General features: G+C 68.5%; 21 protein-coding genes. 8 read left to right on the top strand and 13 right to left on the bottom strand.

Annotated features, from left to right (window positions below):
* Position 1 precedes the first annotated feature (1 nt).
* Together FHR96_RS08430 and FHR96_RS08435 are read left to right on the top strand one after the other, a co-directional pair.
* Positions 2-1,606, top strand: a complete 1,605-nt coding sequence (locus FHR96_RS08430) for a dihydrolipoyllysine-residue acetyltransferase (protein WP_183387228.1) — start codon at positions 2-4, stop codon at positions 1,604-1,606.
* Between the two features lie 88 nt (positions 1,607-1,694).
* Positions 1,695-3,545, top strand: a complete 1,851-nt coding sequence (locus tag FHR96_RS08435; protein WP_183387229.1) for a protein kinase domain-containing protein — start codon at positions 1,695-1,697, stop codon at positions 3,543-3,545.
* Between the two features lie 13 nt (positions 3,546-3,558).
* On the opposite strand, the gene FHR96_RS08440 is transcribed toward FHR96_RS08435, so the two are convergent.
* From FHR96_RS08440 to FHR96_RS08450, 3 genes are read right to left on the bottom strand one after another with little or no spacing between them, the layout of a single operon-like run.
* Complete coding sequence (locus FHR96_RS08440; RefSeq protein WP_183387230.1) at positions 3,559-4,857, bottom strand: TRAP transporter large permease; 1,299 nt, start codon at positions 4,855-4,857, stop codon at positions 3,559-3,561.
* Positions 4,858-4,867: 10 nt separating this feature from the next.
* Positions 4,868-5,425, bottom strand: coding sequence for a TRAP transporter small permease (locus FHR96_RS08445; RefSeq protein WP_246392863.1), 558 nt, complete (start codon positions 5,423-5,425; stop codon positions 4,868-4,870).
* Positions 5,426-5,474: 49 nt separating this feature from the next.
* Complete coding sequence (locus tag FHR96_RS08450; RefSeq protein WP_183387231.1) at positions 5,475-6,476, bottom strand: TRAP transporter substrate-binding protein; 1,002 nt, start codon at positions 6,474-6,476, stop codon at positions 5,475-5,477.
* A gap of 228 nt (positions 6,477-6,704) precedes the next feature.
* Between FHR96_RS08450 and FHR96_RS08455 the strand changes: the two genes are divergently transcribed.
* The 3 genes from FHR96_RS08455 to FHR96_RS08465 are packed head-to-tail and all read left to right on the top strand — an operon-like array spanning position 6,705 to position 9,114.
* Complete coding sequence (locus FHR96_RS08455) at positions 6,705-7,457, top strand: 5-oxoprolinase subunit PxpA (RefSeq protein WP_183387232.1); 753 nt, start codon at positions 6,705-6,707, stop codon at positions 7,455-7,457.
* Positions 7,457-8,179, top strand: a complete 723-nt coding sequence (gene pxpB, locus FHR96_RS08460; protein ID WP_183387233.1) for a 5-oxoprolinase subunit PxpB — start codon at positions 7,457-7,459, stop codon at positions 8,177-8,179. Before FHR96_RS08455 ends, pxpB begins: the two co-directional genes overlap by 1 nt.
* Positions 8,176-9,114: a 5-oxoprolinase subunit C family protein gene (locus FHR96_RS08465; RefSeq protein WP_183387234.1), complete on the top strand. Its 939-nt coding sequence runs from the start codon at positions 8,176-8,178 to the stop codon at positions 9,112-9,114. The genes pxpB and FHR96_RS08465 overlap by 4 nt, the downstream gene beginning before the upstream one ends.
* Positions 9,115-9,124: 10 nt before the next feature.
* Here FHR96_RS08465 and FHR96_RS08470 read toward each other — a convergent pair whose 3' ends face one another.
* From FHR96_RS08470 to FHR96_RS08485, 4 genes are all read right to left on the bottom strand, one after another.
* Positions 9,125-9,343, bottom strand: coding sequence for a DUF1062 domain-containing protein (locus FHR96_RS08470; RefSeq protein ID WP_183387235.1), 219 nt, complete (start codon positions 9,341-9,343; stop codon positions 9,125-9,127).
* 145 nt (positions 9,344-9,488) lie between these two features.
* The gene (csiR, locus tag FHR96_RS08475; protein WP_183387236.1) at positions 9,489-10,175 is read right to left on the bottom strand and encodes a DNA-binding transcriptional regulator CsiR; all 687 of its coding nucleotides are present in this window, start codon (positions 10,173-10,175) and stop codon (positions 9,489-9,491) included.
* Between the two features lie 125 nt (positions 10,176-10,300).
* Positions 10,301-10,999, bottom strand: a complete 699-nt coding sequence (locus FHR96_RS08480) for an anti-sigma factor (RefSeq protein WP_183387237.1) — start codon at positions 10,997-10,999, stop codon at positions 10,301-10,303.
* Complete coding sequence (locus tag FHR96_RS08485) at positions 10,978-11,523, bottom strand: sigma-70 family RNA polymerase sigma factor (protein ID WP_183387238.1); 546 nt, start codon at positions 11,521-11,523, stop codon at positions 10,978-10,980. Before FHR96_RS08485 ends, FHR96_RS08480 begins: the two co-directional genes overlap by 22 nt.
* A 168-nt stretch (positions 11,524-11,691) precedes the next feature.
* Between FHR96_RS08485 and FHR96_RS08490 the strand changes: the two genes are divergently transcribed.
* Complete coding sequence (locus FHR96_RS08490) at positions 11,692-12,249, top strand: fasciclin domain-containing protein (RefSeq protein WP_183387239.1); 558 nt, start codon at positions 11,692-11,694, stop codon at positions 12,247-12,249.
* Positions 12,250-12,300: 51 nt separating this feature from the next.
* On the opposite strand, the gene FHR96_RS08495 is transcribed toward FHR96_RS08490, so the two are convergent.
* The 3 genes from FHR96_RS08495 to rarD form a co-directional block, all read right to left on the bottom strand.
* Positions 12,301-14,013 carry a SulP family inorganic anion transporter gene (locus FHR96_RS08495; RefSeq protein ID WP_183387240.1) on the bottom strand — a complete coding sequence of 571 codons (1,713 nt, stop codon included), beginning with the start codon at positions 14,011-14,013 and terminating at the stop codon, positions 12,301-12,303.
* A gap of 102 nt (positions 14,014-14,115) precedes the next feature.
* Positions 14,116-15,261, bottom strand: coding sequence for an NAD(P)/FAD-dependent oxidoreductase (locus FHR96_RS08500; RefSeq protein WP_183387241.1), 1,146 nt, complete (start codon positions 15,259-15,261; stop codon positions 14,116-14,118).
* Positions 15,262-15,347: 86 nt separating this feature from the next.
* A complete protein-coding gene (gene rarD, locus FHR96_RS08505; RefSeq protein WP_183387242.1) occupies positions 15,348-16,253 on the bottom strand; it encodes an EamA family transporter RarD in 906 nt (301 codons plus the stop codon).
* A gap of 127 nt (positions 16,254-16,380) precedes the next feature.
* Between rarD and FHR96_RS08510 the strand changes: the two genes are divergently transcribed.
* Positions 16,381-17,196, top strand: a complete 816-nt coding sequence (locus tag FHR96_RS08510; RefSeq protein ID WP_183387243.1) for an amidohydrolase — start codon at positions 16,381-16,383, stop codon at positions 17,194-17,196.
* Complete coding sequence (locus tag FHR96_RS08515; protein WP_183387244.1) at positions 17,196-17,900, top strand: pseudouridine synthase; 705 nt, start codon at positions 17,196-17,198, stop codon at positions 17,898-17,900. Before FHR96_RS08510 ends, FHR96_RS08515 begins: the two co-directional genes overlap by 1 nt.
* Before the next feature lie 74 nt (positions 17,901-17,974).
* Here FHR96_RS08515 and FHR96_RS08520 read toward each other — a convergent pair whose 3' ends face one another.
* The 3 genes from FHR96_RS08520 to FHR96_RS08530 form a co-directional block, all read right to left on the bottom strand.
* Positions 17,975-19,714 carry a GGDEF domain-containing protein gene (locus tag FHR96_RS08520; RefSeq protein WP_183387245.1) on the bottom strand — a complete coding sequence of 580 codons (1,740 nt, stop codon included), beginning with the start codon at positions 19,712-19,714 and terminating at the stop codon, positions 17,975-17,977.
* A 184-nt stretch (positions 19,715-19,898) separates the two neighbouring features.
* On the bottom strand, positions 19,899-21,488 hold the full coding sequence (locus FHR96_RS08525; protein ID WP_183387246.1) for an ABC transporter ATP-binding protein: 1,590 nt from the start codon (positions 21,486-21,488) through the stop codon (positions 19,899-19,901).
* Positions 21,485-22,582, bottom strand: coding sequence for an ABC transporter permease (locus tag FHR96_RS08530; protein WP_183387247.1), 1,098 nt, complete (start codon positions 22,580-22,582; stop codon positions 21,485-21,487). Before FHR96_RS08530 ends, FHR96_RS08525 begins: the two co-directional genes overlap by 4 nt.
* Position 22,583 lies beyond the last annotated feature (1 nt).

Raw genomic sequence — 22,583 nt, forward strand, 5'->3', positions numbered from 1 at the left:
GATGACCGAGTTCAAGCTGCCCGATATCGGCGAAGGTATCGTGGAGTGCGAGGTCGTGGAATGGCGGGTCGCCGAGGGCGATGCCATCGAGGAAGACCAGCCGGTGGTCGAGGTGATGACCGACAAGGCGCTGGTGGAGATCACCGCGCCGGAGGCCGGCCGGGTCACCCGGCTGCACGTGGCCAAGGGCGAGATCGCCAAGGTGCATGCGCCGCTGTTCGCCTATGAGGCCGAGGGCCAGGCCGCTGGCGGGATCGACGAGGCTTCGTCAAGCGCGACGCCGGCGGCCAAGGCCGGGAGCGAGCCCGAAACTTCCCCGGCAGGCGCTGGCGGTGCCGCGAAGGACTTTATCCTGCCGGATATCGGTGAAGGCATCGTCGAGTGCGAGGTGGTCGAGTGGCGGGTGGCCGAGGGCGAGACGCTCGCCGAGGACCAGCCGGTGGTCGACGTCATGACCGACAAGGCGATGGTCGAGATCACCGCCCCCGAGGCCGGCCGGGTCACCCGACTGCACGTGGCCAAGGGTGAGACCGCCAAGGTCCATGCTCCGTTGTTTGCCTATGTGCCCGAAGACGCCGCGCCAGAGGCCGAGGCGTCCGACCAGACGGCGGCGAGCGGTGCGTCGACCGCCGAGGCGCCCAGGGCCCAGCCGGCCGCGCCTCGCCAGGCGCCGTCGGGTGGGGCGGGCAAGGGCCCCCACGGCCGCATTCCGGCGAGTCCGGCGGTGCGTCGTCTGGTGCGCGAGCACGAATTGCGCCTCGAGGACATCCCCGGCTCCGGCAAGGACGGTCGGGTGCTCAAGGCCGACGTGATGGCCTTCGTCGAGGGCGGCGCGGCGCGTTCAGCCGCCGCGCCGGCCAGGCCAGCCCCCGAGGCGATGCCGGCCGCCACCGGGCCGGGAGAGGTGCGCGTCGAGCCGCTGCGCGGCGTGCGTGCCGCCATGGCGCGGCAGATGGTGGCCTCGGCCTCGACCATCCCGCACTTCCAGTATGGCGAGGAGATCGACGTCACCGAGTTGCTGGCGCTGCGCGAGCGCCTCAAGCCCCGCGCCGAGGCCAGGGACACCCGGCTCACCCTGATGCCGTTCTTCATGAAGGCCATGGCGCTGGCGATCCAGGAGTTCCCACTGCTCAACAGCCGGCTCAACGAGGCCGCCGACGAGATCCACTACCTGCCGAGCTGCAACATCGGCATGGCGGTGGACGGCAAGGCGGGCCTGATGGTCCCCAACGTCAAGGGCGTGGAGCGGCGCAGCCTGCTGGACGTGGCCCGCGAGATCCAGCGCCTCACCGGCGAGGCTCGGGAAGGCCGGGTCGCCCAGGCCGACCTGCGGGATGGCACCATCAGCATCTCCAATATCGGCGCCCTGGGCGGCACCTATGCCGCGCCGATCATCAACGCTCCGGAGGTAGCGATCGTGGCCATCGGCAAGAGCCAGTGGCTGCCGCGCTTCGACGCGGCCGGCGAGCTCACCCGGCGGGCGATCATGACCGTGACCTGGGCCGGCGATCATCGCCTGCTCGACGGCGGCACCATCGCCCGCTTCTGCAATGCCTGGAAGGGCTATCTGGAAGCGCCGGAGACCATGCTACTGGAGCTTTCCTGAGTCGCTGCCGCCGCGTGGCCGCGATGCTCGGATCACGCGGCGGCATCGTCCGGGGCCGCGATGCGTCCGCTGAAGGCAGATCGATGACATGACCCAGGCGCCGCTGCAGCAGTTCTATATCCCGGAAGACCAGTCGGTCTACCTGCTGAGCCACCACGATGCGCGCAAGCTCAAGGAGTGGGTGGCGCTGTGCCGGGCCCAGCTCGAGCAGCTGGGCTATCGGCGCATCGAGCTGATCGGCAAGGGCGCCTACGGCTTCGTGTTCGCCGGGCTCACCGCCACCGGCGAGGAGTACGTCTTCAAGTTCACCCGGGTCAACCTGCCCCAGCACCTGCAGGACCGCCTCGAGGAAGAGGCGTTCATGCTGGAGCAGGTCGCCCATCCCCGGGTGCCGCGGCTGATCGTCTTCCAGCGGGTTCGCAACCAGTCGATCCTGGTCATGCAGCGGGCTCCCGGGGACAACCTGGAGGAGGTCTCGCTGCGCGACGGGCGGCTGCCGCCGCGGCTGATCGTGCGCATCGCCGACCAGTTGGCCGATATCCTGCGTGCCCTGCGCCGCGAGTCCGGGCCCTCGGGAAAGCCCGTGGTGCATGGCGACATCAAGCCCTCCAACCTGGTGTTCGACGAGCGTGACGAGACCGTTGCGCTGATCGACTGGGGCTCCTCGGTGTTTGCCCAGCTCGATGCCAACCAGCAGTTCGTGGCCGCCAACGTCATGGAACTGATGTCGGACAACCTGCAGCAGACCAACGCCCGGTTGGGCGACGTCTACTTCATCGGCGACGACCAGCTCAACGGCGCGCTGTCGTCGCCGCGCTTCGACGAGCAGGGCGCCGCGGGCACCCTCTACGCCCTGGCGTCGGCGCAGTCGTGCCGCTTCGGGCACCGGGCCATGCCGGCCACCTCGCTCGGCCTGCCCATGGAGTTCGCCCGCATGCTCGACGGCATGCTCGATCCCGACCCGCGGGTGCGCCTCAAGGCCGGCGACCATTTCATCCGCGAGATGCCGCGGCTGGGCAAGCTGGTGATGCTCGACCTGCCAAGCCCGCCGGAATCCCCGCTGGTGCCGGTGTGGACCCGGCCCGCCGATCGCGAAATCGACACTGTGGTCTATAGCTCGCGCAAGTCCTTCCTGCGCGAGGAGGGCGTCCGCGAGACCCTCAACGACGTCAACGACGTTCAGCTCGATCGCTACTACAAGAACTTCATGCAAGGCATGGGCGAGACCGAGAAGGCCTTCCTGGCGGCGGTGAGCCGGCTCGGCAAGTATCCGGTGGTGGGCGGTCTGGCGGTGCGCTGGGAGGTCGACGGCGTCTACTTCGACTCCTCGCTCAACCTGCACGACCCGACCCTCAAGCCGGCCTTCGTGGCGGCGGTCAACAACATGGTGACCCTGGCCCGGGCCATCCATCGCCGCGGCATCTTCAAGAGCTGCCTGTTCAACGCCCGCGACACCCTGCACCTCGAGCGCGAGGGCCCGGACAGGCCCTTCGTGATTACCCCGGACCTGCGGCTCGAGTACGAGGTCAGCGCGGTGCCCGAACTGGAGGACCGTTCGCGGCTGCACAGCTACTTCGAGGACGGCCCGGATCCCGAGGAATTCCTGGTGTTGCCCGAGGCCATCATCACCTCGCTCGAGGCGCTCAACGACATTCACCATACCGGGATGATCATCTTCGAGGCATTGCCCGAGCACCTCAAGATCCACAGCCACTACCGGCTGCTCGACCCGTCGCGGGAGGCCGAGTTCCGTCGCTGCCTCGACGACATCCTCGACGCCGTGGGGTTGATCGAGGGGCTCGGGGTCTCGGGTTTCATGAAGATGCCCTACAAGGACACTCGCGTTTTCGCCCACGTGGCGCGCCAGCCGGAGCGATTCTACCCTCGCGACCCGAGGGCCGCCCTGACGGCGGCTCGGCGGGAGGCCGGGGCGGAATGACGGAACCGCGCCGTCAGCGGTTACCCATCAGGCTCGGCAGGTAGGTGGCGATCTCCGGGAAGGCGCCGATCAGCAGTACGCCGAGCATCATCAGGAAGAAGAACGGCAGCGCCGCCCGGGCGATGCTCAGGATGTCGCGGCCGGTCATGCCCTGCAGCACGAACAGATTGAAGCCGATCGGCGGAGTGATCTGTGACATTTCCACCACGATCACCAGGTAGATGCCGAACCAGATCAGGTCGATGCCGGCGGCCTCCACCATGGGCAACAGGATGGAGGTGGTGAGCACCACCACCGAGATGCCGTCCAGGAAGCAGCCCAGCAGGATGAACAGCAGCGTCAACGCCGCGAGCAGCAGCATCGACGACAGCCCCAGGGTGCCGATCCAGGCCGCCAGGTCGCTGGGGAGCCCGGTGAAGCCCATGGCGGCGGTGAGAAAGGAGGCGCCGGCGAGAATGAAGGCGATCATGCACGAGGTGCGCACCGCGCCGAGCAGGGCGTCGCGGAACACCTCGCGGTTCATGCTGCCTTGCACCTTGGCCAGCAGCAGCGACAGCACCACGCCCACTGCGGCGGCCTCGGTGGGCGAGGCCAGGCCGGCGTAGATGGATCCGATCACGCCCACGATCAATGCCAGCAGCGGGATCAGGCGACGCGAGCGACGCAGGCGCTCGCCCCAAGGCACCCGGGCATCGGCTGCCGGCACCCGATCGGGGTGGCGCCAGGCCCACAGCATCAGGTAGCCGGCGAACAGGCCGATCAGCAGCAGCCCGGGTAAGATGCCGGCGATGAACAGCCGAGCGATCGACTGGTCGGTGGCCACGCCGTAGACGATCAGGATGATCGACGGCGGGATCAGCAGGCCCAGGGTGGCCGAGCCGGCCAGGGTGCCGATCACCAACTGCTCGTCGTAGCCGCGCCGGGTGAGCTCGGGGATGGTCATGCGGCCCATGGTGGCGCAGGTGGCCGCCGAGGAGCCCGAGACCGCAGCGAACAGCCCGCAGCCTATGACATTGGTGTGCAACAGCCGGCCCGGGATGCGCTGCATCCAGGGCGAGAGTCCGGTGAACATGTCGTCGGCCAGCCTCGAGCGGAACAGGATCTCGCCCATCCAGATGAACATCGGCAGGGCGGTCAGCTCCCAGCTGTAGCTGGCGCCCCAGATGTCGGAGGCCATGACGTCGCCGGTGGGAATGCTGGTGAACTGGCTGAGCGCCAGCCAGCCCAGTCCGAGCAGCGAGAAAGCCACCCAGACGCCGCTGCCCAGCAGTACCAGCAGGGTGACGAAGAGGGTGGTGGTCAGCATCAGCATGGCGAATGCCTCATTCCGGGCTGCCGTCGTCGAGGGTGAAGGCCTCCGGGTGGCGCGCCGCGGCCGCGAGGGCCTGCCACCAGGCCTCGCCCAGTGCCAGGCACAGCAGCACGATGCCGCCCAGCATGGCCGACTGCGGCAGCCACAGCGGGATGCTCAACAGGCCGTAGGAGGTCTCGCCGAAGGCGATGCTGTCGGCCAGCAGTCGATACGTATAGAAGGTCAGGTAGAGACACAGTGCCAGTGCCACGCTAAGGCAGGCGGCCTCGACGTAGACCCGCCGCCGGGCCGGCAGCCGGCCGATCAGCAGGGTCACGCGTATGTGGGCGCCGTGGATGAAGGTATAGGCCAGCCCCAGAAAGGTGGCGCCGACCAGCAGGAACCCCGAGATTTCGGCCAGCCCCGGAATGGCCAGGCCGATGCGCTCGCCGCCCAGGGCGGTGGCCACGAGATCGACGATCCGACCGATGATCTGCGCGGTAATCAGGGCGCAGATCAGCACCAGGCAGGTGGCCGAGAGATAGCCCCCCAGTATGTAGAGGGGCCTGAGCCGATAGGTCATGGTCATGGTCCTCGACGCCGGGTCCGGGGGCTTCCCGAGCCCGGCGGTTGGCGTTCTACTGTTTGGAAGCCCGATAGGCCTCGAGGATGGCGGCGCCCTGCTTGCCGGCGCGCTCGGCCCATTCCTCGGTCATGGTGGTGCCGATCTCCTCGAGCTTGGCGGCCAGCGCCGGCGTTGGCGTGGACACCTCGATGCCATGCTCCTGCAGCACCTTCAGCGCCTCGTCGGTCTCCTCGCGGCTCATTTCCCAGCCGCGCTGCTCGGCGGCGTCGGCAGCGTCCAGCAGCGCCTGCCGGGTGGCGTCGTCGAGCTGCGAGAGGGCCCGCTCGCTGACGATCACCATGTTCTTGGGCAGCCACAGCTGGGCGTGGTTGAAGTGGCTCAAGTAATCCCAGGCCTTGGTGTCGGCGCCGGTGGCCGGCGAGGTGATCATGGCGTCCACCCGCCCGGTGCTGAAGGCGGTGGGAATGTCCGGGACCTCGACCTGGGTGGGCACCGCGCCGGCCAGCTGGGCGAGCCGTTCGCTGGCGGCGTTATAGGCGCGCATGCTCAGGTTCTGCAGGTCCTCCGGGGCCTCGATCGGCTGCTTGGTGTAGATGCCCTGGGGTGGCCAGGGCACGGCGAACAGTAGCCGCAGGCCCTGGGCGGACAGCTCCTCGGCGATGACCTCGCGGGAGGCGTCCCACAGGGCCTGGGCGTCGTCGTAGCTGGCCGCCAGGTAGGGTACGGAGTCGACCTCGAAGATGGGGTTCTCGTTGGCCAGTCGCGACATGATCAGCTCGCCGATCGGCACGATGCCGCGGCGCACCGAGTTCTTGATCTCGGCGTGGCCGATCAGCGATCCGTTGGAATGCACGGTGATGTCCAGCTCGCCGTCGGTCGCCTCGCGCACGTCGTCGGCGAACTCTCGGATGTTGACGGTGTGGAAGGTGCGGTCGCCGTAGGGGGTGGGCATGTCCCACTCGGTGGCGGCCTGGGTCGAGACGGCCTGGGTGGCGAGGCCGGCGCCGAGCACGGCGGCGGTGGCCAGGCGGGGCAGAGCGTGACGCAGGGTCATGGGCGAATCCTCTCGCGGGTCGGTGCGGGAAATGTCGTTGCTATCGACGTCGCTTGGTCTCGAGCGCTGTCGAATGACATGACAATGCCCTGAGCATAGCGGCTGCGGCCGCGAAGACCTCGGCGGCGACGGCGGCGTGAGTCAACGCTGTGCCGTCGGCGTCGGGGATGTCATGGCGTCGGCACCCTGATAGGTTATGGCCGACCAAACGTTTCAGCCGAGGTGCCTATGAAGACCCTGTTGCTCAATGCCGATATGGGCGAAAGCTTCGGCGCCTGGACCATGGGCATGGATGCCGAGGTGATGCCGCATGTGGACCTGGCCAACGTGGCCTGCGGGTTCCATGCCTCCGATCCGGACGTGATCCGCATGACGGTGCGCCTGGCGCGCAAGCACGGCGTCACCGTGGGAGCGCACCCGGCCTATCCCGACATGGTGGGCTTCGGCCGGCGTTCCATGGCCTGTACGCCGGAAGAGATCGAGAACCTGGTGCTGTATCAGGCCGGGGCCCTGGCGGGCGTGTGCCGCGCCGAAGGCCTGTCGCTCGGCTACATCAAGCCCCACGGGGCGCTTTACAACGACATGATGCGCGACCCGGAGGTTCTGGCCGGCGTGATGCGGGCGCTGGTCGCCTTCGATCCCGAGCTGCCGCTGATGGTCATGGCCACCCGCGACAACTCTCAGGCCGAGGCCCTGGCCGCCGAGCACGGCGTCACCCTGTGGTTCGAGGCCTTTGCCGACCGCGCCTACGATGCCGAGGGGCGTCTGGTCTCGCGGCGCGAGTCGGGGGCGGTGCATCACGATCCCGAGACGATCGTCGACCAGGCGCGGCGCATCGCCCGCGGCCTGCCGCTGATCGCCCGCGACGGCAGCGAGTTGGTGCTGCGTGCCGACACGCTCTGCGTGCACGGCGACAACGCCGAATCGATCGCCGCCATACGGGCCATCCGTGCAGCCTTGCACGAGCCGGAGGCCTCCTGATGGCTGGCCGGACGCTGCCACGCCTGGAAGCGGCCGGCCTGGACGGCTGGCTGGTCCGGCTGTTCGAGGCCATCGACGAGGCCAACCTGCCTTGGCTGACGGCCCTGGTGCGCGACTGCGAGACCGCCTTCGGCGAGGCGCTGGTCGACCTGGTGCCGTCCTACACCACCCTGCTGGTGGTCTTCGACCCGCTCGCGCTGACGCCCGCCGAGGCACGGCAGCGCCTATCCGCTGTACTGGCGAGCCTGACGCCCCACGATGACGCGGATCGCGAGGCGCCCTTGCGCGAGCTGCCGACCTGGTACGACGAGCGGATGGGACCGGAGCTGCCGCGGCTGGCCGAACGGGCAGGGATGAGCGTGGCCGATATCGTTGCCTGCCACGCCGGGGCCACCTACCGGGTCTATGCGCTGGGCTTCGCGCCGGGGTTCGCCTTTATGGGCAGTGTGGCGGAATGCCTCGAATGCCCTCGACTCGAGACGCCGCGCAAGAAGGTACCCGCCGGCAGCGTGGGTATCGCCGGGCGTCAGACCGCCGCCTACCCGGCCGTCTCGCCGGGCGGCTGGAACCTGATCGGGCGCACCTCGGCACGACTCTTCGATCGAGACCGCGAGGGGTTTGGCCTGCTGGCGCTGGGCGACCGGGTGCGTTTCGTGGCGGTGACGCGGGACGAGTTCGAGCGGCTGGGCGGCGATCCGCGCCCCATGGAGGCGGGACGATGAGCGATTCGGTGACGGGGCTGCGCGTGGTACGAGCCGGTCCACTGGGGCTGCTTCAGGATGCCGGTCGCTTCGGCGTGCGTCGACTGGGGGTGACCCAGGGCGGGCCCGTCGACCTGCATGCCTGGGCCTGGGCCAATCGCCTGGCGGGCAACGCCTGGGGCGCGGCGGCCCTGGAGGTGACCCTCGGCGGCCTGACGCTCGAAGCCGAGCGAGACCTGACCCTGGCGGTGTGTGGTGCCGACCTGGGCGCGACGCTGGATGATGCTCCCTTGGCGTGCTGGCGGCGTTTCTCCATGCGCTCCGGCCAGATCCTTCGTTTCGCCCAGCCGATCAGCGGTCTGCGTGCCTACCTGGCCGTGGCCGGCGGCTTTCGCGCCGCGCCGGTGCTGGGCAGCATCAGCGCCGTGTCACGCGAGGGCCTGGGGGGGCACGACGGGCGCGGACGGCCGCTGGCCGCCGAGGATCTTCTGGCCGTCGCTCCGGAGGCGGGGCAGGGTAGCGGCGCGGCGGAGGTGCCGGGCGAGCACCGCCCTGACTATGAGGCCGTGCCGCGACTGGCCCTGATGCCCGGCGCCCAGATCGCCGACTTCGAGGGTGCAAGCCTGTTCGCGGCTTTCAACCGGCGTTGGACGGTCGACGATCGGGCCGACCGCATGGGCGTGCGGCTCACGGGGCCGCGGCTGCACTGCCGGTTGACGAGCATGATCTCGGAGGGCCTGGGGCTGGGCGCCGTACAGGTGCCGCCGGACGGCCAGCCCATCGCGCTGCTCAACGACCGCCAGACCATCGGCGGTTATCCTCGTCTCGGGGCCTTGACGCCGCTGGCCTGCGCGCGTCTGGCCCAGTGCCTGCCCGGCCGGGAGGTACGCCTGACGGCGGTGTCGGCCGAGCGGGCACTGGACGAGTACCGTCGTTTTCGCCGCCTCTTCGCCTGAAGCCCGCAGCTCAGGCCCCCAGCCCGCTCTCGCGCAGCAGCTGGTCGATGCTGCGCTCGGCCCGGCGCAGGCCGGCGCCTTCGATCATCAGCTCGGTCTCCAGGCTGGCCAGTCCCTCGGCCACCAGGCGTTCGAGAAGTTCGCTGCGCGACAGGTTGCAGCGCTCGGCGAGACGGTCGAGGCGCATCTCCTGGTCGCGGGTCAGGCGCAGCAAGTGGGGCATGGGCATGGCGAGCACTCCTCTATGGGCTATTCGGAGTGTCGCATCGCGCCGTGACAGGATCATGACGGTGAACGACATCGGCGTGCCGGATTCAGCCGGACTGCGTCGCTGGCCATGGCGCCGGCGAGGAATGGCGGCGGCGGTTTGGCGTTCAGGCCAGGCCGCGCTGCTGCATGACGTCGAGGATGATCGGTACCGGCGTCATCAGGTGGTCGCGCATCATGTGGCGGGCTCGCTCGGTATCACGTGCCAGGATGACCTCGACCAGGGCAGCATGCTCCTGGCGTTTGCTCTCCAGGGCCTGTTCGGAGAATACCGTCTCGCATAGCCACAGGTGACGATAGCGCTCGACCTGATCGAACAGATGCTGACGCAGCTGCATCAGGTGGGGAGAGTTGCAGCCGGCGGCGATGGCAGTATGGAACGCCTTGTGACGGGCGTCCCAGACGTCGAGCATCTCCTCCGCGGAGTGGACTTCCATGACCTTGGCCAGGGTGTGGGCCTTGGCCAGGATGTCGGCCTCCCAGGCATCGTCGCCGCGCTCGATGGCCAGCTCCAGCACCAGCCCCTCCAACTGGGCGCGGGCATCGTAGAGATCGGCCAGTTCTTCCCGGGACATCGTGGCGACGCGATAGCCGCGCTGGCTGATGGCCACCACCAGGCGTTCGGCGACCAGTTGGGACAGCGCCTCGCGCAACGGGCCGATGCCCAGGTCGTAGCGTTCCTTCAGCCGGCTCATCAGCAGCTTCTCGCCGGGCTGGAAGACCCCGCGGATGATGTCGTGCTTGAGCCAGCTGTAGGCGCTGATGCCGAGATTCTGCTTGGGCGTGCTGTCCATGGTGTGGCCGTTCCCGTGAATGGGCGATCATGATACCCGATCATCGCCACTCTCGAGAATCGTGGCCACTTCCCAAGACGATCGTCATCCCGGCAGATAGTGGATATTTTCTGCGAGCGTTGAGCTCAAAAGCGCAGTCTGGCGCCGCGTACCGGCGTCAGCCGACCATGATCGATGATCGGCCCGCTGGGCTTGCCCTCGGGGGCGCCGCCCTCGGGTTCGACGCTCACCGCCAGGTCAGCGGTCATCAGCCGCTCGCGAAGGGCGGCGTCGGGCCTCAGCAGCCGGGTACCGCGCTCGGGCAGCAGGCCGAGCGAGATCGGTGTGCCGTCGGCGACCAGCCACAGCTCGCCGGTCTGGTCGGCCCCCACGCGGTGCGGCTGCACGGCGCGTACTCGCAGCGCTCCTTCTTCGGTGGCGCTGATGATCCAATCCGGGTTGCGCGACTCGTCGAGCACGACGTAGACGGCGGCCTCGTCCGGCGACGGGGCGGAAGGCGCGAGCCACAGCAGGGAAAACGCCATCGCCAGCACGGCGAAACCGCCGGCCAGAGCGCGCCACAGCGCCAGCGAACGCCAGCGCGCGGCGCCGGTGCGTTCGGCGATTGCCCGCCACACCGAGTCAGGAGGCGTTACCGGGTCCAACTGCTCGTTGAACAGCTGCAGGCGTTCCCGCCAGTCGGCGAGGTCGCGCTGCACGTCATGGCTGACCGCCAGCAGTGCCTCGAAGCGTGCCCGCTCGTCCGCGGACATCACGCCCAGGGCGTACTCTCCTGCCGCCAGATGGCGCTCGTCGGGGCGGCTCAGATCCCATTGGTCAGGCATGACTTCAACCTCTCGAGTCCGCGTCGAATCCAGCTCTTCACCGTGCCCAGCGGCTGGGCCACTCGTTCGGCCAGTTCGCCGTGGGTCAGTCCCTGGAAATAGGCGAGCTCCATGGCCTGGCGCTGCTCCTGGCCGAGGACCGCCAGGCAATCGTGCAATGCCTGGGCGCTCTGCAGGGCCACGCTATCGTCCTCCGGCCGGTGGCCGCCGTCGAGGGCGTCCACCGCGGCTTCGTCCCCTTCGGGCCGGCGGCGACGCAGCCAGTCGATGCCGACGTTGCGGGCCAGGGTGGACAGCCAGGTCATCGGCCGAGCGCGATCGGGATCATAGTGGTCGGCCGACTGCCAGGCGCGCAGGTAGACCTGCTGCAAGCAGTCCTGGGCGGCCGTCTCTTCCCTGACGATACGCAGCAGCTGCGCATACAGACGCGCACTGGTGGCGCGATAGAGGCGGGACAGGGCGCGATGCTCGCCTCGGGCACAGCCGGCGAGATCGTCGAGGAGTCGTTGTGACGGATCACTCATGCCGCGTCCTTGGGCTGGGGGCGAAGGCCCTTGATGGTCTCGGGTGGGGGACCGGGAGTAAACCTCGGGCCGTCAACGCACCGTTGCTGCATCCATCTCGCGTCCGGATGCGTATTCCTCCATGAGCCTTCCCGATGGAAGGCGACATCCCGACAAGGAGAGATCGCCATGAATACCCTTAATCGTTTCCTCTGTAGCTTCCTGTGCACGGCGGCCCTGGCCGCGGGTCAGGCCCAGGCCGACCATGGTCCGACCAGCGTTGGCGGGGCGTCGATGCTGCCCGAGCGCAATATCGTCGAGAACGCGGTGAATTCTGCCGACCACGAGACCCTGGTGGCCGCCGTCCAGGCGGCGGGGCTGGTCGACACGTTGAAGGGCGATGGTCCCTTCACCGTCTTTGCGCCGGTCGATGCCGCCTTCGATCGTCTGCCCGATGGCACCGTCCAGTCGCTGCTCGAGCCGCAGAATCGCGACAAGCTGCAGGCGCTGCTTACCTACCATGTGGTGCCTGGCCGACTGACCAGCGAGGATCTGCATGAGGCCGTCATGGAGCGCGGCGATGCGGCAAGCTTCGAGACCGTGCAGGGCGAGCGGCTGACGGTGGTGCCGAATGGCAACAACCTGATGCTGATGGATGCCCAGGGCCACAGCGCCGATATCACCATCGTCGATGTTGCCCAGGCCAACGGCGTGATCCACGTCATCGACCGGGTGATGATGCCCTGAACCAGCGGTACCCGCTGCCCGAAGGCCGGCCGGGTGCCGGCCTTCGGCACGTCAGGACGACGGCCGGCTGAGCTCGCTCCAGGCCGAATAGGTGCTGAGGAAGACGCGCCCGGCGAGGTCGTCGAGGAAGCTGCTCTTCTTGAGCTGGTCCATCACCGGGCCCTTGACTTCGGCGAGGTGCAGGGTGACCCGGGAGTCCTTGAGACGGGCGTTGATGGCATCCAGGCTTTCCAGGGCCGAGGCATCGATCAGGTTGACCGCCGAGCAGATCAGCACCACGTGCTCCAGCTCCGGTCGGCTCGCCACCAGGGCGTAGAGGGTGTCTTCCAGGTAGCGGGCGTTGGCGAAGTAGAGACTTTCATCGATCCGCAGCAGAGCCAGGTGGCTGACCGTTTCGGTGTCGTGGCGGGTCACGCTGCGGAAGTGCTCGGTGCCCGGAATACGGCCGACCACCGCGCTGTGCGGGCGGCTGGTACGGTACAGGAACAGCATGATCGACAGCAGCACGCCCCCGATGATGCCCGCTTCGACGCCTTCCCCCAGGGTCAACGCCATGGTCAGCGCCATGGCCGAGAAATCGCTGCGCGAGTAGCGCCAGGTCCGGCGGATCAGCGGTACGTCGACCAGGGTCAGGATGGCCACGGTGATGGTGGCCGCCAGGGTGGCCACTGGCAGGTGGGCAAGCAGTGGGGTCAACGCCAGGGTCACCAGCCCGATGCCGAGTGCCGCGAACAGCCCGGCCATGGGGGTGCGGGCGCCGGATTCGAAGTTGATCACGGTGCGAGACAGGCCGCCGGTGACGGGCATGCCGCCGGAGACGGCCGCCAGCAGGTTGGCGCCGCCCAGTCCGATCAGCTCCTGGTTGGGTGAAATCCGCTCGCGGCGCTTGGCGGCGAGCATCTGCGCCATGGAAATCGATTCAACGAAGCCCACCACGCTGATCAGCAGTGCCGGCACCAGCAGCTGGCGCCACAGCGGGCCATCGAAGCCGGGCAGGGTCAGCGGCGGCAGCCCCCCGGGAATGGTGCCGACCACTGCCACTCCATGTTCGGCCAGGTCGAGCCAGGCGCTCAGCGCCGTGGTGGCGATCACCGCGAACACCGGTCCGGCGCGGGCGATCAGGGCGGCGAGCCCCCGGGGCAGGCCGATGGCCCGCAGCGCCGGCTGTCCCCAGCGTCGCACCGCGACCAGAAACATCAGGCTGCCGGCGCCGACGGCCAGGGTCGGCCAGTGCAGCGTCGGCAGGTGGCGCGACAGGCTGGTCAGCAAGGCGAAGGCGGTGTAGCCGCTGGCGTCGACGCCGAGCAGGTGGGAGAGCTGGCTGATGGCGATCAGCAGCCCCGAGGCGGAGAGGAATCCGCCGATCACCGGATGGCTGAGGAAGTTGGCGAAGAAGCCCATGCGCAGCACGCCCATTACCGCCAGCATGGCGCCTGAGAGCAGCGACAGCACCAGGGCGGCCTCCAGGTAGGCCGGGCTGCCCGGCGGCGCTACGCCCGACAGGGCCGCGCCGGTCATCAGCGCGATGATGGCTACCGGGCCGACCGCCAGGGTACGACTGGTACCGAGCAGGGCATAGGCCGCCAGCGGCAGGATACTGGCATAGAGGCCGACCACGGCGGGCAGTCCGGCCAGCAGGGCATAGGCCAGCGACTGGGGAATGACCATGATGGTGACGATCAGGCCGGCCAGCAGGTCGGCGCCGCACAAGCGGCGGTTGTAATGGGGAAGCCAGGCGAGGATCGGCAGGTAGCGTTTGAGCATCCGGTGCCCGTCGTGGTCAGGCGGCTGTCAGTCTGTTGCTTCAGACTAAACGATCGACGGCTTCGATACATCCCGTGAAGGCCTGAGCGATGCGGCGTGGGCTCAGCGGTAGGCCGACAGAAAGCGCTCGTCCAACTGGCGTTTCCACCACCAGGCCAGGCGTCCTCCCCACCAGTAGCGTCCACGAATGGCCAGCGCCTGGCCATCGCCGAGGTCGAGGATCGACAGCGCACGAGGCTGGGGATGATAAGGGTGTAGTTCGCTGCCCTGGAGATAGGCGGCGATGTTGGCCAGCAGCACCGGCGCCTGACGTACTCCGTAGACGCCGAGTCGCGGCAGCTCATGATCGATCATGGCCGCGCAGTCGCCGGCGGCGAAGACCCAGGAAGCCGCCGGGCTCTGCAGGGTGGCGGTGATCGCCAGGCCGCGGTCGGGCAGGGTCGGCAGTCCGAGCCGTTCGACGATGTCGGGAGGCGACAGCCCGGTGGCATGGACGACATGATCCGCGGCCAGGAACCGGTAGCTGTCTTCGCCCCAGGGCTGGTTCGGCGACGCCACCATCACGCCGCCGCGGGTAGGCCCGCAGCATTCGAGCCCGGTCATGACGGTAATGCGGCGCCTGGCGAGCCGGCGTCTCAGCCAGTTGACGGCGCCCCTTGGGGCGCCCGGCAGCAGTGCCGGCGCACGGGTCAGCAGGCGGATCTCGGGGGTGGCGGCGTGGCGCTCCGCCAAGGCGCGTAGCTGGCAGGCCACCTCGATGCCGCTGGCGCCGCCGCCCACGACCACCAGGTGGAGCCGCTGGTGGCTATCGAACGCCCGACTCAAATGGCGCCGCAGTGCCAGGAGGCGCGGAATCGGCTTGACCGGCCACAGGGCGGGGCCTTCGGGATGCGCAGCCGGGAGGTGCAGCGTCGATCCCAGGTTCAGCGAGGTGGCAGCGATGGCCAGTCGGCGTCCGTCCGCCAGCAGGGCCTCGCGTCGATCCAGGTCCAGCCCCGACAGCCGGCCACGGATGCCTTCCACGCCATGGCGCCGGGCCAGTTGCATTGGGTCGAGGCGATCGGCCTGTGGCATAAACTGCCCCCCCAACATGCCGCTGGCCATGCCGGAGTACCAGAAGCCACCGGGATCGAGCAGTATGACCCGCTGCGCGGGCAGCTGCCGGCGTTGGCGGATCAGGTGAAGGTGCGCATGGCCGGCGCCCACGAGCAGCAGCGGGGCGCCTGAGGGGGGAGGGTCGACGATCATGTCGGGAGATTAGCCGACCCATGTCCATGCCGCGAGCGTGATCCCGAGATCTCGGACGCCGGGCCGGGTCGCCCACCTCACCATGATCAGCGTTGCGCCGCGGATACCGTTCGCCGTGGCCAGAGCGTCCAACTGTAGAGTGCCAGCCCGACCCAGATCAGCATGAAGGTGCCCAGGCGTATCGGGTCCAGGGGCTCGTCGAAGACCAGCAGGGCGAGCAGGAACTGCAGGCTGGGATTCAGGTACATCAGAAAGCCCAAGGTGGCCAGGCGCAGGCGGCGGGCGGCGCCGGCGAAGGCCAGCAGGGGCAGCGCGGTGATCACGCCGCTGGCCACCAGCAGCCAGGTGGTGCGTGGCTCGCCCAGGAAGTGCGACATGCCGGCCTGTTGGAGCCCCGCCAGGGCCAGCAGGCCGAGCGGCATCAGCAGCAGCGTTTCGACGAACAGGCCCGAGAGGCCGTCCAGCGGCACCTGCTTGCGCAACAGGCCGTAGGTGCCGAACGTCAGGGCCAGCACCAGGCTGATCCACGGCAAGGCGCCGATCAGCGCCACCTGCAGCGCGATGGCGCCGCCGGCCAGCGCCACGGCCAGGCCCTGCAGGCGGCTCATGCGCTCGCGCAGCACCAGCATGCCAAGCGCCACGTTGACCAGCGGCGTCAGGAAGTATCCGAGGCTCGCCTGCAGCACCTGGTGGGACTCGACGGCATAGATGTAGAGTCCCCAGTTGGCGGCGATCAGTACCGCGCAGGCCAGCACGCGCCCCAGGCGGCGCGGATGAGCAAGCGCTTCGGTCACCGGTCGCCAGCGGCGCAGAAGCGTCACCACGCCGGCCAGGAACACGCAGGACCACAGCACCCGGTGCACGAGGATCTCATAGGCCGGGACGCCCTCGAAGAGCGCGAAGAACAGCGGAAAACAGCCCCACATCAGGTAGGCGGCCAGGCCGAAGCCCACCCCTTGGGTGGCCCGAGGATCGGTGGTCGTCGCGTTCATGCTTAACATCCTAACGAAGAAAGCCACAGCCTAGCGCCGATGGCCCGGCGTGTCATGGCTCGGTGGCTGCGTATGGCCGCCGTCTCGGGTAGGCTGGAGGCGTTGCCCGATCCCGATGGAGCCCCCGATGAGCGAACTGAGAACCACCCTGGTGCAGGCCGATCTGCGCTGGGAAGATCCCGAGGCCAATTGCCGGATGCTGGAGTCGGCGCTCGGCGAGCTCGGCGGTGACGACACCGACTTGATCGTACTGCCCGAGATGTTCGCCACTGGCTTCACCATGAACTCGCGTGAGATGGCCGAGCCCATGGACGAGAGTGCCACCGTGGCCTGGCTGCGCGACCAGGCGGCAAGCCGCGGTTGCGTGGTGACCGGCAGCGTGGCCGTGGTGGAGGACGGCGAGTATTTCAATCGCCTGGTCTGGGCGCGCCCCGATGGCAGCCTGGTGCACTATGACAAGCGTCATCTGTTCCGCATGGCCGGCGAGCACGAGCGCTACGCCATGGGTCACGAGCGGGTGATCGTCGAGCTCAAGGGTTTCCGCCTGCTGCTCAGCGTCTGCTATGACCTGCGTTTCCCGGTCTGGCTGCGTCAGCAGCCGGCGCCGGGCGAACACTTCGAATACGACGCCCTGCTGTGCGTGGCCAACTGGCCGGCGCCGCGCCGCCATCCCTGGCGAGTGCTGCTGCAGGCTCGGGCGGTGGAGAACCTGTGTCCGGTGATCGGCGTCAATCGGGTCGGCGAGGACGCCAAGGGCCTGGCCTATGCCGGCGATTCCATGCTGGTGGACGCCAAGGGCGAGCCGCTGATCGACGAACCGCGGGATACGCCCTTCGTCAAGACCGGCACGCTGTCGCTGGACGAACTCGAGGCCTTCCGCGAGAAGTTTCCGGCCTGGCGCGATGCCGATCATTTTGACCTGTCTGACGGGGTGGGCGCCTGATGCGGCTGGATCGTTTCCTCTCCGAGAGTACCGAGCTGACCCGCAGCCTGGCCAAGCGAGCCTTGTCCCGCGGTGAGGTCGATGTCAACGGCGAGCTCGAGAAGAAGGGCGCCCGGCACATACAAGACGCTGATCGGGTGACCTGGAACGGTCAGCCGCTGGCGCTGGTGGGGCTGCGCTACGTGATGCTGCACAAGCCGACCGGGGTCGAGTGTACGGCGCGGCGTGGGCTCTATCCGCGGGCGGTGGATTTGATCGACCTGCCCAAGGCCGAGCGGCTGCAGCCGGTGGGGCGGCTCGATGTCGATACTACCGGCCTGCTGCTGCTCAGCGACGACGGCCAGTGGTCCCATCGGGTCAGTTCGCCGCGACGCGGCTGCGCCAAGGTCTATCGGGCCGAGTTGGCCCGGCCGCTGGCCGGGGCGGAGGCCGAGCGTGCCGTGACTGCCGTTGCCGAGGGCATCTTGCTGGAGGGGGACGAGCAGCCGACCCGGCCGGCGGAACTGGCGCTGCTCGATGCCCATCATGCCCGGCTGACCATTCACGAGGGACGTTATCATCAGGTGCGGCGCATGTTCGCGGCTCTCGGCAACCACGTCGAGACCCTGCATCGCGAGTCGATAGGCCCGTTGCACCTGGACGATGATCTCGCGCCCGGTGAGTGGCGCGAACTCGACGATGCCGAGGTCAAGGCCTTCTACTAGCCCGCGACCAAAAGCCGCTGTCCCGGCATCGCCGGCGTCGCTAGGGTCTGGCGGCCGGTTCGCAGCGTGTCGATCTAGGCGTAGACGGCGACGCGAGCCCTGCCTCCTTGCTTGGCGGCATAGAGGGCGCGGTCGGCGAGCCCGGCCAGGGCCATGGGGCTCGTGGAGTGCGTTGGATAGACGGCGATGCCGCAGGAGATGGTGACGGGGCCCAGCATGCGTTCCCCGTGCCAGTAGACGCGCCCCGCCAACTGGGTCATCAGTGTCTCGAGCCTGTTGCGTGCCGTATCGGCATCCGCGCCTGGCAACAGCACCACGAATTCCTCTCCACCCAGCCGGCAGACCACGTCGGCATCGCGGAAGTGGTCGTTCAGGATAGTGGCCACGCCGGCCAGCACCCTGTCGCCCGCCTCGTGGCCGTGGCGGTCGTTGACCCGCTTGAAGTGATCGATATCGATCATCGCCAGGGCCAGCGGCGTGAACTCGCGCTGGGCCTGGCGAGCCTCATGCTGCAGCAGTTCGTCGAAATAACGGCGATTGTGCAAGCCGGTGAGGGGGTCGGTATAGGAGTAGGTCTCCAGGCGTTCCACCAGCGTCTGCAGCTGCTGTGTCCGGGCGGATACTTCCGCCTCCAGACGTTGATTCAGACGCTTGAGGTCGCGCTGGGTGTGGGCATAGTCAAGCAGCGAGATCACCACGATGGCCAATGCGAACACCAACGCGCCGACGCTCACCGGAATGCGGGTCCAGGGCAGCAGGCCGTGAGCCACCGCCATGTCGGCCAGCAGCAAGGCACCGAACAGCGCGAAGGTGGCCAGGATGGCACGTTGGCGCCCTTCGAGCCGATGCAGCCGTGGGGCGATGGCCGCCATCAGCAGCGCCAGGCTGGCGACCAGCAGGGCGTCGAACACTGGAAAGGTGATCGCCAGGTCGATCCAGCCGAGCCCGGCGGCGCCCAGGGCCGCGACCAGGTAGGCCAGATGTGCCTGCCAGATGCGCCGGATCAGCCGTGGGCGCGTCTTGGCGAACCAGTGCTCCAGCAGCAGGCCGAGGGCGATGGGTAGGGTGTAGTAACCGCCGGCGGCCAGGAAGTCCCACAGCAGTGGGGCATCGAGCAGCAGCTGGCTGGCCTGGGATTCGGCCAGGATCATGGTGCCGGCGGCCAGGCCGAACAGCGCAATGGCGGCGAAGCTGCGACGGTTGGCCTGGATGACGGCGAAGATGCCGGCCAGCAGGGCGAGCAACAGGCATAGCGGGCTGACGACCATGGCACTGGCGGAGTGCTTCAGGATGTAGCCGAGAAGATCGGCGCGCTCCATCAGCTTGATCTCGCCCCACAGGCCGATATCGGTGTAGTTGGAATAGACGCGGAAGTACAGTTGATGTCCCGCGGCATCGGTGGGCAGGGGGATCATGTGCCATGGCCAGCCGGCGAAACGGCCTTCGCCGGCGGTGTCGAAGGCGCCGTGACGGTAGATGCGCTTGCCGTCCAGATAGGCCTCGGCGATCAGGTCGATGCTATAGACGTAGAGCACCGGGTCGCGCCAGTCGCCCTCCGGCAGGGTCACGCGGAACCAGGCGTGATGGCGACCTTCGCGATGGGGCGGATTGGAGGGGAAGCCGATCGCGTGCCAGGCCTCGTCCTTGCCAGGTTGTATCCAGGCTGGCGTGCCGTCGGCGAGCCGCGGAGAGTCGCCCCAGCGATATTCCCAGCCGCTCTCCAGATCGCGAGATGACGCCAGGGCCGTGGTGGCCAGCAGGCTCAACACGCACAGCAGCATGACGACCGCCCACCGGTTTCCCGCTTGCCCCATGACATGTCTCGTCATCAGATCGTGTGGGCCCATTATAGCCGGGGCAGACGTGGAGTCCGCCGCGGGAATGCCTGCTCGACTTCAACGAGATCAGGTCTTCTCCAACGCCGAACAAACCGGTTTTTTATACCGTTATCTCATGCAGTTTAAACCTGTCATCCACCCCGTGAGCCTGAACGATCCATCAGGCGGCCGGGAAGAGGCCGGCGGCCTCGACCAGGGCGCGGGTATAATCGGTGGAAGGGTGGGTCAGTACGCTCTCGCAGTCGCCCTGTTCGACCACCTCGCCGTCCTTGAGCACCAGCAGGCGATGGGCCATGGCGCGCACCACGGCCAGGTCGTGGCTGATGAACAGGTAGCTGAGCCCGCGCTTGCGCTGGAGCTCGCGCAGCAGGGTGACCAGCTGCTTCTGCACGGTGCGGTCCAGCGCCGAGGTAGGCTCGTCGAGCACCAGCAGCGACGGTTCGAGAATGACCGCTCGGGCCACGGCGATGCGCTGGCGCTGGCCGCCGGAGAACTCGTGGGGATAGCGGGCACCGCATGCCTCGGGAAGGTCGACCTCGCGCAGGGTATCGCGCACGCGGCGGTCGACCTCGGCGTCGTCCAGTTCGGGATGGTGAAAGCGCAGCCCTTCGCTGACGATATCGGCCACCGGCATGCGCGGGGACAGCGAGCCGTAAGGATCCTGGAACACCACTTGCAGCCGCCGCCGCTGGCGGCGCAGGGCGTCGCCATGAAGGGTGTCGAGGCGTTCGCCGTCGAATTCGATTTCGCCGTGGCTTTGCTGCAGGCGCAACAGCGCCAGCGCCAGGGTGGTCTTGCCGGAGCCGGATTCGCCGACGATGCCGAGCGTCTCGCCCGGCGCCACTGACAGGTCCAGCGGCTTGACCGCCTCGAACGCCGGCGGGCGGCGGCTGAACAGCTTCTTCGGCCGCTGGAAGCGAATGCCCAGCCCACGGGCGCTGAGCAACGGTGCGCCATGAGCGACCGGCTCCGGGCGACCGGTGGGGTCGGCGGCCAGCAGCTCTCGCGTATAGGCGCTCTCGGGGCGCTCGAACACCCGTGACACGGGACCGGTCTCCTGCACCTGCCCGTGGCGCATCACACACACCCGGTCGGCGTGGCGGCGCACCAGGTTGAGGTCGTGGGTGATGAACAGCATGCCCATGCCGTGGGTATCGCGCAGCTCGGCGAGCAGTGCCAGGATTTCCTGCTGCACGGTGACGTCCAGCGCGGTGGTCGGCTCGTCGGCGATCAGCAGCCGCGGATGGTTGGCGATGGCCATGGCGATCATCACCCGCTGGCGCTGGCCGCCGGAGAGCTGGTGGGGCCAGGCGTCGAGCAGTTCTTCGGCGCGCGGCAACTGGACCTGCTCGAGCAGCTCGCGAGAACGCCGGCGTGCGGCCGCCCCCCGAAGCCCCTGGTGCAGGCGTAGCGTCTCGCCGATCTGGCGGGCCACGGTGTGCAGCGGATTCAGCGAGGTCATCGGTTCCTGGAACACGAAGCCGACCCGGCCGCCGCGCAGTGCCCGCCAGTCTCGCGTCGAGAGCCTTGCCAGATCGGTATCGCCGAGCCGGCGTGTGCCGCTCACCTGGGCCCCGGGTGGCAGCAGTCCCAGGGCGCCGAGCGCCGACACCGACTTGCCGGAGCCGGACTCGCCGACCAGCGCCAGGGTCTCGCCGCGGCGCACCTCCAGCGACAGCCCCTCGACCACCGGCGCGTCGTCGAAGGCGATGGTCAAATCCTCGAGGCGCAGCAGGGTCTCGTCGCTCATCTGGCGCTCCTGGTGGCGGTCTGGCGCTGGCTGCCGGCCGGAGTGGCCTTGCCGCTGGCGTGCTGGATATGGCGCGGGTCGAAGGCGTCACGCAGCCCTTCGCCGATGAACACCAGCAGCGACAGCATCACCGCCAGGGTCAAGAAGGCGGTGATGCCGAGCCACGGCGCCTGGAGGTTGTTCTTGCCCTGGGCCACCAGCTCGCCCAGCGACGGCGAGCCCGGCGGCAGCCCGAAGCCGAGGAAGTCCAGGGCGGTGAGGGTGGTGATGGCGCCGGTGAACAGGAACGGGATGAAGGTCAGGGTGGCGACCATGGCGTTGGGCAGCACGTGGCGACGCATGATGATCCGCGAGGGCAGGCCCATGGCCCGGGCGGCGCGCACGTACTCCAGGTTGCGGGCGCGCAGGAACTCGGCGCGCACCACGTCGACCAGCCCCAGCCAGGAGAACAGCAGCATGATGCCGAGTAGCCACCACAGGTTCGGCTCGACCAGGCTGGCCAGGATGATCAGCAGGAACAGCACCGGCAGGCCGGACCAGATCTCGATCAGGCGCTGGCCGATCAGGTCGACCTTGCCGCCGAAGTAGCCCTGCACGCCGCCGATGAATACGCCCAGCGCCAGCGAACCGGCGGTGAGCGCCAGGGCGAACACCACCGACAGGCGGAAGCCGTAGATCACCCGGGCCAGCACGTCGCGGCCCTGGTCGTCGGTGCCCAGCCAGTGGCGGGCATCGGGCGGCGAGGGCGCCGGATGGTCGAGTTCCTGATCGAGGGTATCGTAGGAGAACGGGATCGGTGGCCACAGCATCCAGCCGTCGGCCTCGATGGCCTCGCGGGTGTAGGGGTCGCGATAGTCGGCCGGCGTGGGCAGGAAGCCGCCGAACTCGCTGTCCGGATAGTCGACGATCAGCGGTGCGTACCACTGCCCCTGGTAATGGACCAGCAGTGGCCTGTCGTTGGCCACCAGCTCGGCGCCGAGACTGACCGCGAACAGCACCAGGAACACCCACAGCGACAGGCGCGCGCGGGGGTTGCCGCGGAACACCGCCAGCCGGCGGCGGGTGATGGGAGAGAATCGTTCGCTCAGTGCCATG

Source organism: Halomonas organivorans, from assembly GCF_014192055.1.
Classification (GTDB): domain Bacteria; phylum Pseudomonadota; class Gammaproteobacteria; order Pseudomonadales; family Halomonadaceae; genus Halomonas; species Halomonas organivorans.